The sequence below is a fragment of the Paraburkholderia phenazinium genome, from assembly GCF_900141745.1.
GTDB lineage: Bacteria > Pseudomonadota > Gammaproteobacteria > Burkholderiales > Burkholderiaceae > Paraburkholderia > Paraburkholderia phenazinium_B.
In genome coordinates, this window is sequence record NZ_FSRM01000002.1 from 3,146,059 (window position 1) to 3,160,670 (window position 14,612).

The following is a 14,612-nucleotide window of genomic DNA, read 5'->3' on the forward strand; positions in this document are numbered from 1 at the left end:
CGTCACATGCGATGGACTTTCCTTGCTCACGCGCCCTACAGTTCGCTCACGATCTTCTTTGCCCTCAACACCGACGACGGACTCATACTGAGCTCATTGACTCCCAGGCCGATCAGAACCGGAATCATCTCCGGACGCGCCGCCGCCTCACCGCACACGGCCACGCTGATGTTCGCCTTCTTCGCCGCCTCGCAGACCATGCCAATCGCACGCAGCACCGCCGGATGATCGGTCCGGTACAACGCCACCAGATTCGGATTGACGCGATCGACGGCCATCACATACTGCGTCAGGTCGTTCGTGCCGATTGAGAAGAAGTCCACCTCGGGCGCCAGCAGGTCGGCTGTAAGCGCAGCGGCCGGCGTCTCGACCATAATGCCCAGTTCTGGCTGCGCGTAGGTCGCACCTTCCTGGGACAGCTCCTGTGCGCAGGTTGCAAGCAGCGTCTTCACTGCGCGAATTTCATCGAGGTCGTCGATCATCGGCAACATCACGCGCACATTGCCCACCGCTGCTGCACGCAGCAACGCGCGCAATTGCGGTTTGAACACATCAGGACGATCGAGGCACATGCGCACGCCACGCCAACCGAGGAACGGATTGTCCTCCTGCGGAAAGACGATGCCGGGCACCGGCTTGTCGCCGCCGACATCGAGCGTACGGATCACCACCGGACGTGGATGAAAAGCCTGCGCAAGCCGGCTATAGACACCGTACTGCTCGTCCTCGTCGGGCAAGCTGCGGCGATCCATAAACAGCAGTTCCGTGCGGAACAGGCCCACGCCCATCGCGCCGGCTTCGAGTGCCGCGTCGATCTCCGTCAGTGAACCGAGGTTCGCGGCAATCTCGATGTGCCGGCCGTCACGCGTCACCGGAGCGACGTCGCGATACACGCTCAATGCGGCGCGCCGGTTACGGTCCTGCGAAATACGCTCGGCAAAGTCCGCCTGCAGCCCGGACGACGGATCGAACCATACGTGCCCCTGCGAGCCGTCGAGCGCGACGAATGCCGCTTCGCGCAGGCGCTCCTCCGACACCGGTAAACCCAACACTGCCGGGATGCCATGCGCACGCGCCATGATGGCAAGATGCGAAGTCGCGCTCCCCTTGATGCACACGAGACCTTTGATGTTAGCGACACAAGCGCGCGCGAAATCGAGGGCGCTCAGATCGGAGGCCAGCACGATACAGGGCTGGGTCAATGAAGCAAGGCTCACGTCATCGCGACCGAGCAGTCGCAACGCCACCTGACGCGCAATGCCGCGGATATCGTCGGCACGGCTGCGCACATATTCATCGTCCATCGCGAGGAAAGCGGCGGAGAGTTCTTCGCCCACCTGCAGCGTCGCCGCAGCCGCATCCCAGCCTGACGTGATGCGATCCTTGACGGCGCCGGAAAACTCGTCGCTTTGAGCGACGTCCGTCAATGCCTCGACGATATCGCCATGCTGGCTCATCGTTTCGAACTGCGTATCAAGTGCGGCGATCGCTTCGCGGAACGCTACGCCGAAGCGGGCCAGCTCCCCCTCCACTTCATCCGGCTCGATAAACTGCCGCGCCGCACGCAACTCTTCAGGCAAATAGACGAATGCTTCGCCGTATGCCAGACCTTCGCTCGCCGCCACGCCACGCACTGGCGGCTCGCTGACGATGGTCCCCTCCGCTACCAGCGCCTGCTTCTGCTCCTGCTCCTGCTCCTGCTCCTGCTCCTGCTCCTGCTCCTGCTCCTGCTCCTGCTCCTGCTCCTGCTCCTGCTCCTGCTCCTGCTCCTGCTCCTGCTCCTGCTCCTGCTGCTGCGTCTGAGCGGCTTCCGCCAGACCCGCAGCCGCTCCAGGCCCGGTTGCCCCAGCCGGTTCCTCCAGGCCGCCATTCCCGTCATGCCGCGCAAGCGCCACCCCCGCGGTAGGCTCCGAGAGAAACTGCAGCAGCCGGCGCACCGCATCGCTTTCGTCAGAGCCATCGGCTCGCAGCAGAATCTGATCGTCCTGTTTGACGCCAAGCAGCATGAGCTTCACCGCGCTTTTTGCATCGGCGCACGTCGAGCCGCGAAAGACCTGCAGCGAGCAGGAAAACTCTTTCGCGAGTTTGGCGAACTGCGTGGCGGGACGCGCATGCAGTCCTTCGTTTACCTTGACGACGATTGCGGTTTCTAGCATGACAGGACCTTCTTATTCACGGAACACATCCAGCCGATTGCACCACTCTGCCTCATGACCGCGCCATTCCGGCATGACCGCCTGCAACATCAAACATCGACAATCTCGATCACGGTGCCGCTCCGGATCCAGGCGAGCAATGCATCCGTGTCGACCGGTTGCGCGCAGATTTCGCCGGGACGCTCAGCGGTGCTCGAACCGTTGAAATTGATCACCACGTGACCCATCTCGTTCACCTTATTCCATGCCGTCGGCCCCACTGCGGTGACAAACGCACTGACTTCGCCAATGCGCAACTGCGACCCCGCACGCGGCGCCTCCGGATGCAGCTGTTCGGCCCGATGCAGCACGGACACCTCGGCGAGTTCAGGCGGCGCGCCATGCGCGTAGAGAATCATCACGCCGCCTTCCAGCAGGTCCCGCACTTCGGGACCGACCTCCGAGATCACCGTCTTGTAGTAATGCATAGTCATTCCATCTCATCCGTTAAAGTGCGAAGCTCGCCGCCCACGCGATCAGAACCGAAATGGGGCCCATAATCTGCCGGCTGATCAGGACCGCCGGCACGCCGATCCGGATCGTCTCCGGCTTGGCTTCGCCAAGCGCCATGCCGACCGGCACGAAGTCGCAGCCCACCTGGGTGTCGTAAGCGAACAGGGCCGGCAGCGCCATCTGCGGCGGAATCGTGCCGTTGCCGATGGCCGGCCCAATGATGGCCGCGCCGATCACCTGAGCGATCACCGCTCCTGGTCCAAGTATCGGAGAAAGGAACGGCAAGCCGCAAATCGCGGACAGCACGATCAGGCCGACGATGTTGCCGGCGAGCGGTGACAGCAGATGGGCGAGGCCCGTACCGATCCCGGTGGAGTTGATGATACCGATCAGCATCGTCACAAAGGCCATGAACGGCAGCACGTTGCGGATCACCGTATCGATCGCCTTGCGCCCGCTATTGAACAGCACGTTGACGACACCGCCCATGCCGCGCCCGATCCGCGTGATGAAGCCGATCAGGCCGCGCGAGCTTTCGGCTTCGCGCGTGGCAGCACCGACGACACCGCCACCAGCAGGCGCGGCAAACGGCGAGGTGGAGTGACTCGCGCTACGTGCGGCACTCGCGCGCGCATCGCCTGGCGCATCGTCTTCCACCGCCGTCAGGTTTTCCGGCGTGACGCCCGATACATAGGTATCCTCGGTAATGAATTGCGCCAGCGGGCCGGATTGACCCACTGAGGTCAGATTGATGGTCGGAATCTTCTTGCGCGGATAGACACCGCAGCGTGCGGTACCGCCGCAATCGATCACCACCGCGGCCATCTCCGATTCGGGCGGCGGCGTACGGAAGCCATCGACCAGCACACCGCCCGTCATTTCGGCAAGAACCCTCGCCAGTTCAGGAATGCTGCCGCCAGTCACGGCGACGATCTTGTTGCGTTCTGCGGTGGGATGAATCAGGAGCGGGCCACCCCAGCCGTTGGGTCCACGCTCGACCTTCACCGTTCTGTATGCTCTCGTGTCCATTTCAGGTCTCCTCAGTCTCGATGTTGGATTGCCGGCGACGGCAGTGCATCACAGTTCGATGTTTTCCCGGTGAGCCAGAATCCGGGTCAACGCTTCAGTCAGGATGCCTTTCAGCAGATTCACAACGAGACCGACGATCAGGTAGAACAGCGCGAGTTTAGGAATGGAAAACGCCAATGCATGGCTTTCCGCCAGCTTGGTGAGACCAGCCGCCACGCCGAGCCAGACAAACAGCTCGCCTGGATTGCAGTGTGGAAAGAGACCGGTAATCGGATGGCACAGCGAAACAGCGGAATCGTAAAACGCGGGCTTATGCTTCTCTTCGAGAAAAACCCCAAACGTATAGGCCATCGGATTGGTCAGGAAGAACATCGCAAGCAGCGGCAACAGCGTATAACGCGTCACGACATTCTTCGAAAAGAAGCGCGCGAGGCCTTGCACCCGCTGCTCGCCGATCAGGGCGATCAGCGTGTACACCGCGGTCAACAGCACGATCAGCGTGGGCAGGATGCCCACTACGAAGCCCACAAACGTTTTACCGCCGGCATTGAAGATGCCGATGAACCCTTCTGCGACATGCGTGAGCCAATCGAGGATGAACATGGCGAATCTCCCAGATAAACCGAAACGATCGCGAAAAGCTCCGCAAGGCGTGATTCAGCGTGACCCGGCGGAACCGGAAACAACAGTTTGCTGAACTATCTAACCAGGAAATCAGGTGGGCGCTTGCGCCGCGCGTTGGGCGCGCTCGAGGGCATCGGTGGCAGCCTGCGCAATGCTGCGGCGCAACTTCGAAGTCTTCAGACGGGCGTTGAACTCGCTCGTCGACAGGCCGGCAAACCCTTCATGAGGACGGAAACGCGTGAAGACCGTGAGACCGGACATGCTGAGGAACTGGCAGACGCGCAGATCGGGGGACAGCACGACGATAGCGACCGCGCCGCGTCCGAGTTTGACCTTGCAGGCGCCGACGCCGAGAAAGCCGCTCTGCCAGCGCTTTGCAGAGTCACGGATCGCGTCGCCATAGCGGCGCATCTGAAACCATGAACCGACCAGCTGCAACGCCCAGAACACCGCCAGGGCGAGTAAGGCACCGCGCACAAAGTCCATCGTCGTCTCCTATGTCCCATGCAACATAGTTATCTGTGAACATCTTGTACTTTGGATAATACAATTGTTCATCTGGAATATCATTGGGGAAAACGCCATCCATTCCCCTCTCACTCTCTCATCACGCGCTTTGCCGAACGGTTGCACAAGTCGCATGGTGCGCTATCGTATCGCGACACGCGCGCTCGTGTTCGCCGCCGTTGCAGATGCCATGTTTTGCACGACTATACGGGCCACCTGCGCCTCGGCTTCGACGTGCGGTAAATGACCCACACCCGCGAACCGGTGCACCGCGATATGGCCGGGCAAGCCGTCTGCATGCCTAACCGGCAGTATCCGGTCCTGCTGTCCCCAAAGCACGCGTACGGGCATCGTCAGATCGTTGAGCAGATGCCGCAGATCCAGCATTTGGGTGCCGTCGGGAAAGAACGCATCCGCCACCACCGCGAGCCGCTCACGAACCTCTGGGCTCTCCAGTTGCTGCCACGCAGTGGCGACAAAGCCTTCGTCCAGCCGCGCCGGGTCTGCAAATAACTGCTTGAGCCATGGGACGAGACTTGCGCGCCGCGTCGCGTCAGTGAGGCCGCGCAGGAACGAACCGTTGCTCTCGGGTCCCAGACCCGCTGGAGCAAGCAGAGCCAGTGAGCGCACCTCAAGCCGTGAAGCCTGTGCCGAGGTGGCCAGGGCCAAAGCGCCACCGAAAGAATGGCTGACCAGGTGACAACGCTCGATGCCTGCGTCGAGCAAGGTGTGCTCGAGCGCCGCAATCATCTCTTCCAGCGACCCCGCCGCCTCTGCCGGCGATTTGCCGTGCGCGGGCAAGTCCACCGCCAGTATGCCGGCCTCCGTCGCGCCCAGGCGCGCCACCGCCTGCGAGAACGGTCGCCAGCTGTTGGATTCCGCAGCGAAGCCGTGCAACAGCACCAGTGGATCGCCGCTTCCCTTGCGTAACGCGATGCTGTGCAGAAGGTGCGTGTGCGGTGCTCCTGTGACTGCCGGCTCTGGCATCTCCTCTAGCATGGCCGCACGCAGCACATCTTGCGCAGCCACACGTCCATGTGGCCCGGACCCCGCAATCCCCACAAGCTGCAACCCGCGTTCGCGAGCAAGGCGCCGCGCCGCCGGGGTTGCCCGCAAAGGTGCTTGCGTGCCAGCGGCAGCGACGTCGTCCTCCGCGGCCCTACCGCCATGCTCACCGTGCTCGACTAACGCCTCACCCGCCGCATAGATCCACGCTACAGCCGTACCCACCGCCACCGACTCGCCAACCGGCGTATTGATCTGACGGATGATGCCGCTTGCCGGCGCATCGATCTCCATGGTCGCCTTGCTGGTCTCGATCTCGAAGATCAGCATTCCTTCGCGTACCTCGTCGCCTTCCTTGACATGCCAGGCGGCGATCATGCCCTCGGTCATGTCCATGTCGACGCGCGGCAAGATGACTTCGGTCGGCATCTCACCCTCTCCCGCCGACGATGCGCCGCGCCGCCGCGACAATGTCGTCGACCTGCGGAACGGCGGCTTTTTCCAGCTCGGGGTTGTACGGAAGCGGACAATCGGCGCCACCCAGCCGGATCACGGGCGCGTCCAGGTAATCGAAGGCCTCGCTTTCGCAGGCGATTGCAGCGATCTCCGCACCTATACCAAGCTGCTGCACACCCTCGTACACGCAGATCAGCCGCGAGGTCTTGCGGATGCTGGCAATGATCGCCTCGCGGTCGATCGGCCGGATACTACGCAGATCGATCACTTCGGCATCCAGACCTTCCTGCTCGAGTTGCGCCGCGGCTTCCAGCGAGCGGATCGCCATGATCGAGGTCGCCACGATCGTGACGTCGCGTCCCGCGCGACGCACGGCCGCCTTGCCGATCGGCACGGTGTAGTAGCCCTCCGGCACCGGCCCCTTGCTCTTGTACAGCAGCTTGTGCTCGAAGATCATCACCGGGTCCGGGTCTTCCAGCGCGGCCAGCAACAGGCCCTTCGCATCGTGCGGTGTGCTTGGCTGTATCACCTTGAGACCAGGCACGTGAGCAAACCAGGCTTCGAGACTCTGGCTGTGCTGCGCGGCCGCACCGGTTCCCGAGCCCGCTGGAAAGCGCATCACTAGCGGCACGGAAGCCTCGCCGCCGAGCATGAAGCGCATCTTGGCCGCCTGATTGACGATCTGCTCCATCGCAAGCGTGGCGAAATCGGAGAACTGGAATTCGTAGATCGGCCGCGAGCCTGTCATGGCCGCGCCCACCGCGACGCCCGCGCCGCCCAGTTCCGAAATGGGCGTGTCCATCACCCGTTCCGCGCCGAAGCGCTGATAGAGGTCGCCCGTGACCTGAAATGCGCCGCCATAGACGCCGATGTCCTCGCCCATCAGGAACACGCGCTCGTCTCGCTCCATCGCAATGGCCATCGCCTCCTGAATCGCCTGGGCGTAGGTCAGTTCGCGCACTGCGTCGTGCGTCTCCGTCTCTTGCACCGCATGCGTGTGTTCAAGCACGTCCGCTGTCATTGCTCGCTCCCACTGGTCGACGCATACACGTAACGGGTCAGGTCGGCCCGCGCCGGCGAAGGACTGTTCTGTGCAAACTCGAGGCCAGCCTCGATCTGCGCTTCGACTTCTTCCCGCAGCGTGGCGATACTTGCGGCATCGAGCAAGCCGCACTGCAACAATTCGCTCTCGAATCGCACGATCGGATCGCGCGCACTCCACGCGTCGATTTCCTCGCGCGTGCGGTAGCGGTTGCGGTCGCTCTTCGAGTGACCGCGCAAGCGGTAGGTTTCGCATTCGAGCAGCGTGGGGCCGTTGCCCTTGCGCGCATGAGCAACAGCTTCTTCGCTGGCGTTCAGCACCTCGACAAAGCTGTTGCCGTCGACGGTCACGCCCGGCATGTCGTAAGCGAGCGCGCGCTGTGCGATGTGTGTGACCGCCGTGGAACGCTCCACCGACATCGACATCCCGTAGCGGTTGTTCTCGCACACGAAAATCACCGGCAGCTTCCAGATCGAAGCGAAGTTCAGCGACTCGTGGAAGGCGCCCTCGTTATTGGCGCCATCGCCGAAGAAACACATCACCACGCTGTCCTTGCGCTGCCGTTTGATGGACAGCGCTGCGCCCACCGCAATCGGCATCCCGCCGCCCACGATGCCGTTCGCCCCCAGGTTGCCCTGGCTCACATCGGCGATATGCATCGAGCCGCCGCGGCCGCGGCAATAGCCGGTCTCCTTGCCGAAGAACTCCGCGAACATGCGCTTCGGGTCCGCGCCCTTGCCGATGCAATGGCCGTGGCCGCGGTGCGTGGAGGTAATGTAGTCCTTGTCCGTGAGCGGCAGCGTGGCGCCAATCGCGCTCGCCTCCTGGCCGATGGAAAGATGCATGGTGCCGTGGATCAGACCACGCATGTATGCCTGCTCGGCGCTCTCTTCGAAACGCCGCACGAGAATCATTTTGCGCAAGGCTTCGCGCAGCGCCGCGGCATCGTGCCGGAACAATACCCCGCGCAGTGCCGTAGCCGGCCTGGTGGGCAATGCCTCTACAATCTCCTGCATGTCCATCCTCCTTGACGGGGCGGTGCACCCGTTCGTTACGCGACCGCGAGCGGCTTGCCGTAGACCATTTCGTCCTGCAGACGGCGCAGCGCGACGATCTGCGAATCGCTGTCCACGGCGCAGTTGCGATAGGTCAGCAGTTCGCCGCGACGAATCGGTTGCGTGACGCGACCGTTTTCGATCAGCCCGCACGGCACGGCATGCTGCGTGCGCGCATCGCCCACGGTCATGGCCCAGGCGCGATAGTTGTATTCGCCGATCGCGTCGAGCCGCTCGCCCGGTTGCAGGTCTTTCTTGGCGACGGCGCAGACCTCGACGACCGGCACCGGCAACGGCTCCATATCGGCGCGGCGGTACAGCACCGAGCGCGCGCAGGTGAGCGGCACTTCGAGGCTGGTCAGGTGATACGGGCGGTAGAACGTGTAGTACGGCCCCGCGCCGAGCTTCAGGTCCTCCATGCGTTCGCGCAGGCGTGGATGCGCCAGTTCCGCGACCACGAACACGCCGGGCGCTACGCCCTTGCCAATGGTGTAATCGACCACGCCCTTGCGCGACAGGATGCCGCCGTTCGCCACCGGGCACAGCACCTTGTGCAGCTCCTCGAGCGTCGCCGACGGCCCGTGCATGCCGGGCACGTCCGGCGTGAGGCCGGTGGCGTTGCCGATTGCCGCCATCTCGACAGCTGTCTTCGAACCGTCGACGAACTCCACCAGCATGCGAGGATTCATATTGCGGCGTTTGGCCTCGTCCATATAGACGTCGGGGGTCGCGTCGATATTGAGCGGGTTGTTCTTGCCCTTGCCCGCCGCGACGATCGGATAGCCGAGCGCGCTAACGAACTGGATCAGCTCGATGGTCGAGCTCGGTTCGTCGCCCGCGCCCAGCGAATACACCACGCCAAGCCGCTCCGCCTCGCGGCGCAGATAAGCGCCGATGGTCACGTCCGCTTCCACATTCATCATGACCAGGTGCTTGCCGTGCTCCATGGCAAGCAGGCCGATCTGGGCGCCGACCGCGGGCTTGCCGGTCGCATCGATCACCACGTCGATCAGGTCGCTCGTGCAGACCGCGTCGACGTCCTGCGTAATCGCAATCTCGCCGGCTTCGATTGCCTGTTCGAGCGCGCTGCGCGTATCCACCATCCGGTACCCGGTGTCCGCACCGTTGGCGACTCGCACGGCGGCGCGCGCCGCCTCGGGCCGCAGATCGGCGATCGCGCCAATTTCCAGGCCGTGCATCTGCCGCACCTGCGTCACGATATCCGTGCCCATCTCGCCGCTGCCAATCAGACCAATGCGGATCGGACGGCCGGAGGCGGCACGCTTTTCGAGGTCGGCCGCGAGGCCGCTGGGAGTGATGTTGTGCATGGGCATAGCTCCTGAAATTCAGCGCACGAGCGCACGAAGACGTATCGGCAGGCGCCTGTGCGCCCCGAGATAGAATAGAACTTATGTATTTCACAATAGCACTTTGTTCACGCCAGGGACAAGGTCGAGTTTTGTCCAGACAGCGTTTTCAGGCTTGGGATTTACCCGTACGCGGACGCGCGCATGCGACGCGGCGATGGCCGTTTCCAGGGTTTATCTGGAGCGTGGAAGTTCAGAGGAGAACGAACGAGCGCACGAATGCGCAGGCGAACGCTGCTTGATGCGGAGGGCGGAGAAAATGGGGCGGATGCCCGTCAGGTGGCACGACAGGCAGGCGGATCAGCGCACGCCAGCCCGCCGGCCTTAAGATGCGTGCCGCTCAGCCAGGACCGGCAAGCTTGAGGACGTCTTTCGCGGTGTACTCGTCCGTGATGAGAACAGTCGGCCTGATTATCTTCAGCGCGGCAGCCAGTGCCGGCACCTTGCTGGCACCGCCCGCGGCCATCACGCGTACGGGTACCTTCTTGACGATATCGAGCGGCACCGACATCACGCGTTCGTTGATCGGATGATCGACCAGCTTGCCGCTGGAATCGAAGAAATTGAACAGCACGTCGCCCACTGCGCCGGCCTTCAACAACGACGCGCGGTCGGCATTGGAGATGAATTTCGACACATGCGCCGTCGCATCCGCGCCCATGCCTGCGGCACCGAGCACAACTGCGTCGAGCGACTTGGCGAGTTCGAAAATATCGCTAAGGCCACAGCGTTCGATCAGGGTTTGACGCGTGGCCGCGCTATCCACTACCAGCGGTGCGGTCATCAGATAACAATCCGCCTGAAACAACGATGCAAAACGCCAGGCGAATTCAGCCGGGTTGAACTTGCGCGCTTTCATGATGCCGCCGAGCAGCGACACCACCGACACGTTCTCCACCGTGCGCTCGCTCATGAAGGCGAGCGAGCTGACCAGGGTCCGGCCCCAGGCCACGCCAATGCGCATGTCGGCACGCACCAGCGACGATACATAGGCGCCGGTCGCCGCCGCGATCGGACCGGTTGCGTCGGCGCCGCGCGCCGATAGCGGCACGACGATCGCCTCGTCGATGCCGAAGCGGCTTTCGAGCAGACGCTCTGCCTCGACACACTCCGCCAGACGATCGCCGATGCTGATCTTCACTTCGTTGCGCTCGCGCGCAGCGGCCAGCAACCGCACGACGGTCACACGCCCGACGCCCAGCTTCAGGGCGATTTCGTTCTGGGTCATTTCCTCGACGAAATACATCCACGCGGCCCGCAAACGCAGACGCCGCGCGGGATTCTGTTCGTCGTTCTCGACGCTTTCCGGGGCAACACTCGCTTTCTGCAACCTCGGCTCCTAAGATGAAAAAAGGCAATCTATGCACTGAACACTTGTGCTATCTTAACTTCAAATGTTGCAACATTGAGACACCCATGGAGTCAAAATCGCCCTTGCCGCAGCATCTCAGCCGCGACATCAACCAGCTCGGGCTCGCGCTGCGCGATTGTGCGCGTCAACTGCGTTACGCGGCACGCAATGTGCCCGGACCGCTCAGAAGCGACCGGCCCGTGGCGCCGCTCGCGTCTTCCGCAACACCGCTCAAGGCGCCCTCCTATCTGTCGCTCGAATCGGTCGCCCATCTGGCGGACGATCTGATCGAAACAGCCGAGTCATTTGCGGGTCACGCTGTACCAACCTTGCAGGACCACTGGAAATCACCGGTTCTGCTGGAACCGCTCACCACTTACCTCGAGATGGCCACCGGGCCCGCAAAGACGCTGCGCAAGTTTTCGATGTCTTATTACGCGGCGGCGAAACGGATGATCATGCAAAGCGGCGCAGCCGACGTGCTGATCTTCGAGCACCGCATCTGCACGACCCTCGAACGCATGGGTGCGGCGTTATCGGCGCCGCAAGCGGCCCGCGCGATGTCCTCGCGCAGCGCGCTATGCCTCGCATGCGCGCAACTCGTGTTGTCGCTGCTCGAGACGCAACCGATCCGCAGTACCCGTTTCGAAGTCCTACCGGATGTGAACGCACCGTGGTGGCTCGTCACGGAACCGAACGCCTACGTGTTCCTGATGCTGTCGTTGGTGTCGCTCGCGAAGGACACCTGTACTTCAGGCATTCCCACCGAGCCGGACGCTGCCGTGCGCTTTTTCTCCGACGTGGTGGGTGCACGCGAAACAGCGTTCAAGCAGGCACTCAAGGGCCCCGAACCGCTGCATGCGCTGAGTCACGAAATCGAGTACGCGATCGCCCATCTTTGCTGAGGCCGGCGCTGCACGTCTGCGAGGAGTTGTGCGAATGAGCCAACCGATCTGTAGCATCGAAGGACAGGAAATAGCGACGTGGAAGCGTGTGCAAAAGCTCACGCTATGCCGCCAGCTTTTGCAACGGTGCTGCGACGAGTACCGGGAACGGCACGCGTTGCCGGTCGAAATCGACGACCGCAATTTCACCACGGCATTCTTTGCGTGGATCGACGTCGTCGAGCGCAGTGCAGACTATCGGCGTCAGAACGAGCAGGACTACTTCCAGTTTGTGTTCGGCGTGCTGCTGCGCGACTTGCTGCGCGAGAAAGCGATTCACCTGAAGAAAGACGCCTCGACGCAGTTACGTCCGTCGCCGGGAAACATCGCCGACTGGTGGCCGGCCGGTTACGTGCTGACCCACTTTTGCATCGGCACGCTCAAAGCCACCCTGCGTGAACAGTGCGCGGTGGAAGTGCAACCGTCCGACGCGATCTCTCACCCGGCGGTATGGCAATCGTTTCGCGAGAACATGATCGAAGAGCCGGGCCTTGCCATCGCGTTCTTCGACAAGTTCATGGGACTCGAGCCCAACTGGCGCGAGCCGACCCAGATCAATAACCGGCCGGCCGCAGCGCGACGTCCCGCGAAGATCCAGTAGCGTCTACACAAAACGAACGCTTAGGCCTCCGGCACTCCGCTTCCGGACAGACTCGAGGCCTTAGGGAAGCGAGTCTCGATCACCCGGTGGATCTCCTCCACCGCCACCGGTTTGACCAGGTGATAGTCGAAACCCGCGTCGTGGGATCGCTGACGGTCGCCCGCCTGGCCGTAACCGGTGACGGCGACTAGCAGCGCACCCGCGGTGCTATCCAGCTTGCGCATCTCCTGGGCAAGCTGAAAGCCGTCCATACCTGGCAGGCCCAGATCCAGCAATACGATCTCGGGCTTGAACTGCGCCGCGATTTCCAGCGCCTGGGTCGCCTCGTGTGCAATGCGCACGTCGTAGCCGTCCGCTTCCAGGACCATCGACAGTAAAGTCGCGGCGTCCACGCTGTCGTCCACCAGCAGCAGGCGCAAAGCCGGTCCTGCGCTCGGCGCTACAGGCGGTGCAGCGACGGACTCGGCCGGCAGCGCCGGCTGCCCCGGCTGCACGCGGCGCGTGAGCGGCAAGCGCACCACGAACTCGCTGCCCTGCCCGGCGCCGGCCGAGAATGCCTGGATCTGGCCGCCATGCAATTCAACCAGCGTGCGCGCCAACGGCAGCCCGATACCGAGGCCACCCTCAGAGCGCTCCAGCGAGTTCTGCGATTGCACGAACAGGTCGAAGATATGCGGAATCGTCTCGGCGCTCATGCCAACCCCGTTGTCGCGAACGGTGATTTGCACGTCTTCATCCGACTCGCGCACGTCGATCAGAATTTCGCCTTCCTGCGGCGTATATTTCACCGCGTTCGAGAGGATGTTGCCGAGCACCTGCGCAATCCGCACGCCATCGCCGACGATGTAGAGCGAGTCGTCCGGCATCTCGGTCTTCACCGTGTGCGCCTTTTTGGCGAGTGCGGGTGCGACGGTTTCGACGGCTGCCTCGATCGCTGCGGCGAGACTGACGTTCTCCTGACGCAGCGTGATTTTGCCCTGCGTGATACGCGCCACATCGAGCAGGTCGTCGACGAGCCGGCTCAGGTGCCTCACCTGGCGTCCGATCACTTCGCGCATCGTTTCGAAATTCTGCGTGGTGGGCGCTCGGCTCGGATCGAGCAACTCGATCGCATTGCGGATCGGCGCAAGCGGATTGCGCAGCTCATGCGCAAGCATGGCGAGAAACTCATCCTTGCGGCGATCCGCGTCGCGCAACACCATTTCGTTGGCCTTGCGCTCGGAGATATCGTTGACCACGCCGGCTAGCCGATAGATCGAATCACGCGAATCGCGCACTGGAAAGGCACGCTCGGCAACCCAGCGCATCGTGCCGTTGGGGCGCACTATCCGGTATTCGATCTCGTACGGCGTGCCGCTGACGAGCTCACGGTACGCCGCCTCGACCATGGCTTCGTCCTCCGGGTGAATCCTGCCTGCCCAGTGCGCCGGTCCCGGCTGCGGCAAGGTCGCCGGGTCTCCCCACAAACGATGATAAGCAGGACTGACGTAAAGCAGTTGATCCGTCGCTGGATCGAGCATCCAGAACACGTCGTCGATGTTTTCCGCCATCTGCCTGAAGCGCTCTTCGCTTTCGCGCAAGGCACCCTCCGCGCGGCGCACGCGCAGCAGCGCACGCACATGTGCGATGAGTTCGGCGGGTTCGATAGGCTCGATCAGGTAGCTGTCCGCGCCGCCGTCGAGCCCTCTGATCCGGTCGATGCTTTGCACAGCCGCAGCAGAGGTCTGCAGCACCAGAATGGCCGCGGTCTCCGGAGAGGCCTTGATCTGGCGGCATACCTCGAAGCCATTGATGTCCGGCAGCTTGACGTCGAGCAGAACCAGGTCTGGCAGCGAGGCGCGCGCGAGTTCGAGGGCCTGAGTGCCATTGGCGGCCTCGATCACCTCGAAGCCGGCACGTGAGAGGATTCGACTCTTCGCATAGCGGGCGCCGTCGTTGTCATCGACATTGAGTATCAGGTTGGCGGTCGCGTCGTTCATGGAA

The 14,612-nt window shown here is 62.9% G+C and carries 13 protein-coding genes; 2 read left to right on the forward strand and 11 right to left on the reverse strand.

Annotated elements, in window-relative coordinates; genetic code table 11:
• Positions 1-35: 35 nt before the first annotated feature.
• The 10 genes from ptsP to BUS06_RS33930 all read right to left on the reverse strand — a co-directional run bounded on the left by ptsP (position 36) and on the right by BUS06_RS33930 (position 11,063).
• Positions 36-2,156: a phosphoenolpyruvate--protein phosphotransferase gene (gene ptsP, locus BUS06_RS33885; RefSeq protein ID WP_074268626.1), complete on the reverse strand. Its 2,121-nt coding sequence runs from the start codon at positions 2,154-2,156 to the stop codon at positions 36-38.
• 89 nt (positions 2,157-2,245) lie between these two features.
• On the reverse strand, positions 2,246-2,629 hold the full coding sequence (locus BUS06_RS33890; RefSeq protein ID WP_074268627.1) for a PTS glucitol/sorbitol transporter subunit IIA: 384 nt from the start codon (positions 2,627-2,629) through the stop codon (positions 2,246-2,248).
• A 13-nt stretch (positions 2,630-2,642) separates the two neighbouring features.
• Positions 2,643-3,677 carry a PTS glucitol/sorbitol transporter subunit IIB gene (gene srlE / locus BUS06_RS33895; protein WP_074268628.1) on the reverse strand — a complete coding sequence of 345 codons (1,035 nt, stop codon included), beginning with the start codon at positions 3,675-3,677 and terminating at the stop codon, positions 2,643-2,645.
• Positions 3,678-3,725: 48 nt separating this feature from the next.
• Positions 3,726-4,280 (reverse strand): PTS glucitol/sorbitol transporter subunit IIC, encoded by a 555-nt coding sequence (gene srlA, locus BUS06_RS33900; RefSeq protein ID WP_074268629.1) that lies wholly within the window; start codon positions 4,278-4,280, stop codon positions 3,726-3,728.
• A 111-nt stretch (positions 4,281-4,391) separates the two neighbouring features.
• Positions 4,392-4,787, reverse strand: a complete 396-nt coding sequence (locus BUS06_RS33905) for a transcriptional regulator GutM (RefSeq protein WP_074268630.1) — start codon at positions 4,785-4,787, stop codon at positions 4,392-4,394.
• A 162-nt stretch (positions 4,788-4,949) separates the two neighbouring features.
• Positions 4,950-6,242, reverse strand: coding sequence for an acetoin dehydrogenase dihydrolipoyllysine-residue acetyltransferase subunit (locus BUS06_RS33910; protein ID WP_074268631.1), 1,293 nt, complete (start codon positions 6,240-6,242; stop codon positions 4,950-4,952).
• 1 nt (position 6,243) lies between these two features.
• Positions 6,244-7,290, reverse strand: a complete 1,047-nt coding sequence (locus tag BUS06_RS33915; protein WP_074268632.1) for an alpha-ketoacid dehydrogenase subunit beta — start codon at positions 7,288-7,290, stop codon at positions 6,244-6,246.
• Positions 7,287-8,327 (reverse strand): thiamine pyrophosphate-dependent dehydrogenase E1 component subunit alpha, encoded by a 1,041-nt coding sequence (locus BUS06_RS33920; RefSeq protein WP_074268633.1) that lies wholly within the window; start codon positions 8,325-8,327, stop codon positions 7,287-7,289. The genes BUS06_RS33915 and BUS06_RS33920 overlap by 4 nt, the downstream gene beginning before the upstream one ends.
• 35 nt (positions 8,328-8,362) lie before the next feature.
• Positions 8,363-9,694, reverse strand: coding sequence for an NAD(P)H-dependent oxidoreductase (locus tag BUS06_RS33925; protein WP_217272845.1), 1,332 nt, complete (start codon positions 9,692-9,694; stop codon positions 8,363-8,365).
• A 379-nt stretch (positions 9,695-10,073) separates the two neighbouring features.
• The gene (locus BUS06_RS33930) at positions 10,074-11,063 is read right to left on the reverse strand and encodes a sugar-binding transcriptional regulator (protein ID WP_074268635.1); all 990 of its coding nucleotides are present in this window, start codon (positions 11,061-11,063) and stop codon (positions 10,074-10,076) included.
• Between the two features lie 86 nt (positions 11,064-11,149).
• Between BUS06_RS33930 and BUS06_RS33935 the strand changes: the two genes are divergently transcribed.
• Together BUS06_RS33935 and BUS06_RS33940 are read left to right on the forward strand one after the other, a co-directional pair.
• Entirely contained in the window at positions 11,150-11,989 is an 840-nt protein-coding gene (locus tag BUS06_RS33935) for a hypothetical protein (protein WP_074268636.1), read from the forward strand.
• 34 nt (positions 11,990-12,023) lie between these two features.
• Positions 12,024-12,629, forward strand: a complete 606-nt coding sequence (locus BUS06_RS33940) for a hypothetical protein (RefSeq protein WP_074268637.1) — start codon at positions 12,024-12,026, stop codon at positions 12,627-12,629.
• A gap of 20 nt (positions 12,630-12,649) precedes the next feature.
• On the opposite strand, the gene BUS06_RS33945 is transcribed toward BUS06_RS33940, so the two are convergent.
• Positions 12,650-14,608, reverse strand: a complete 1,959-nt coding sequence (locus BUS06_RS33945) for a hybrid sensor histidine kinase/response regulator (protein ID WP_074268638.1) — start codon at positions 14,606-14,608, stop codon at positions 12,650-12,652.
• Between the last annotated feature and the right edge of the window lie 4 nt (positions 14,609-14,612).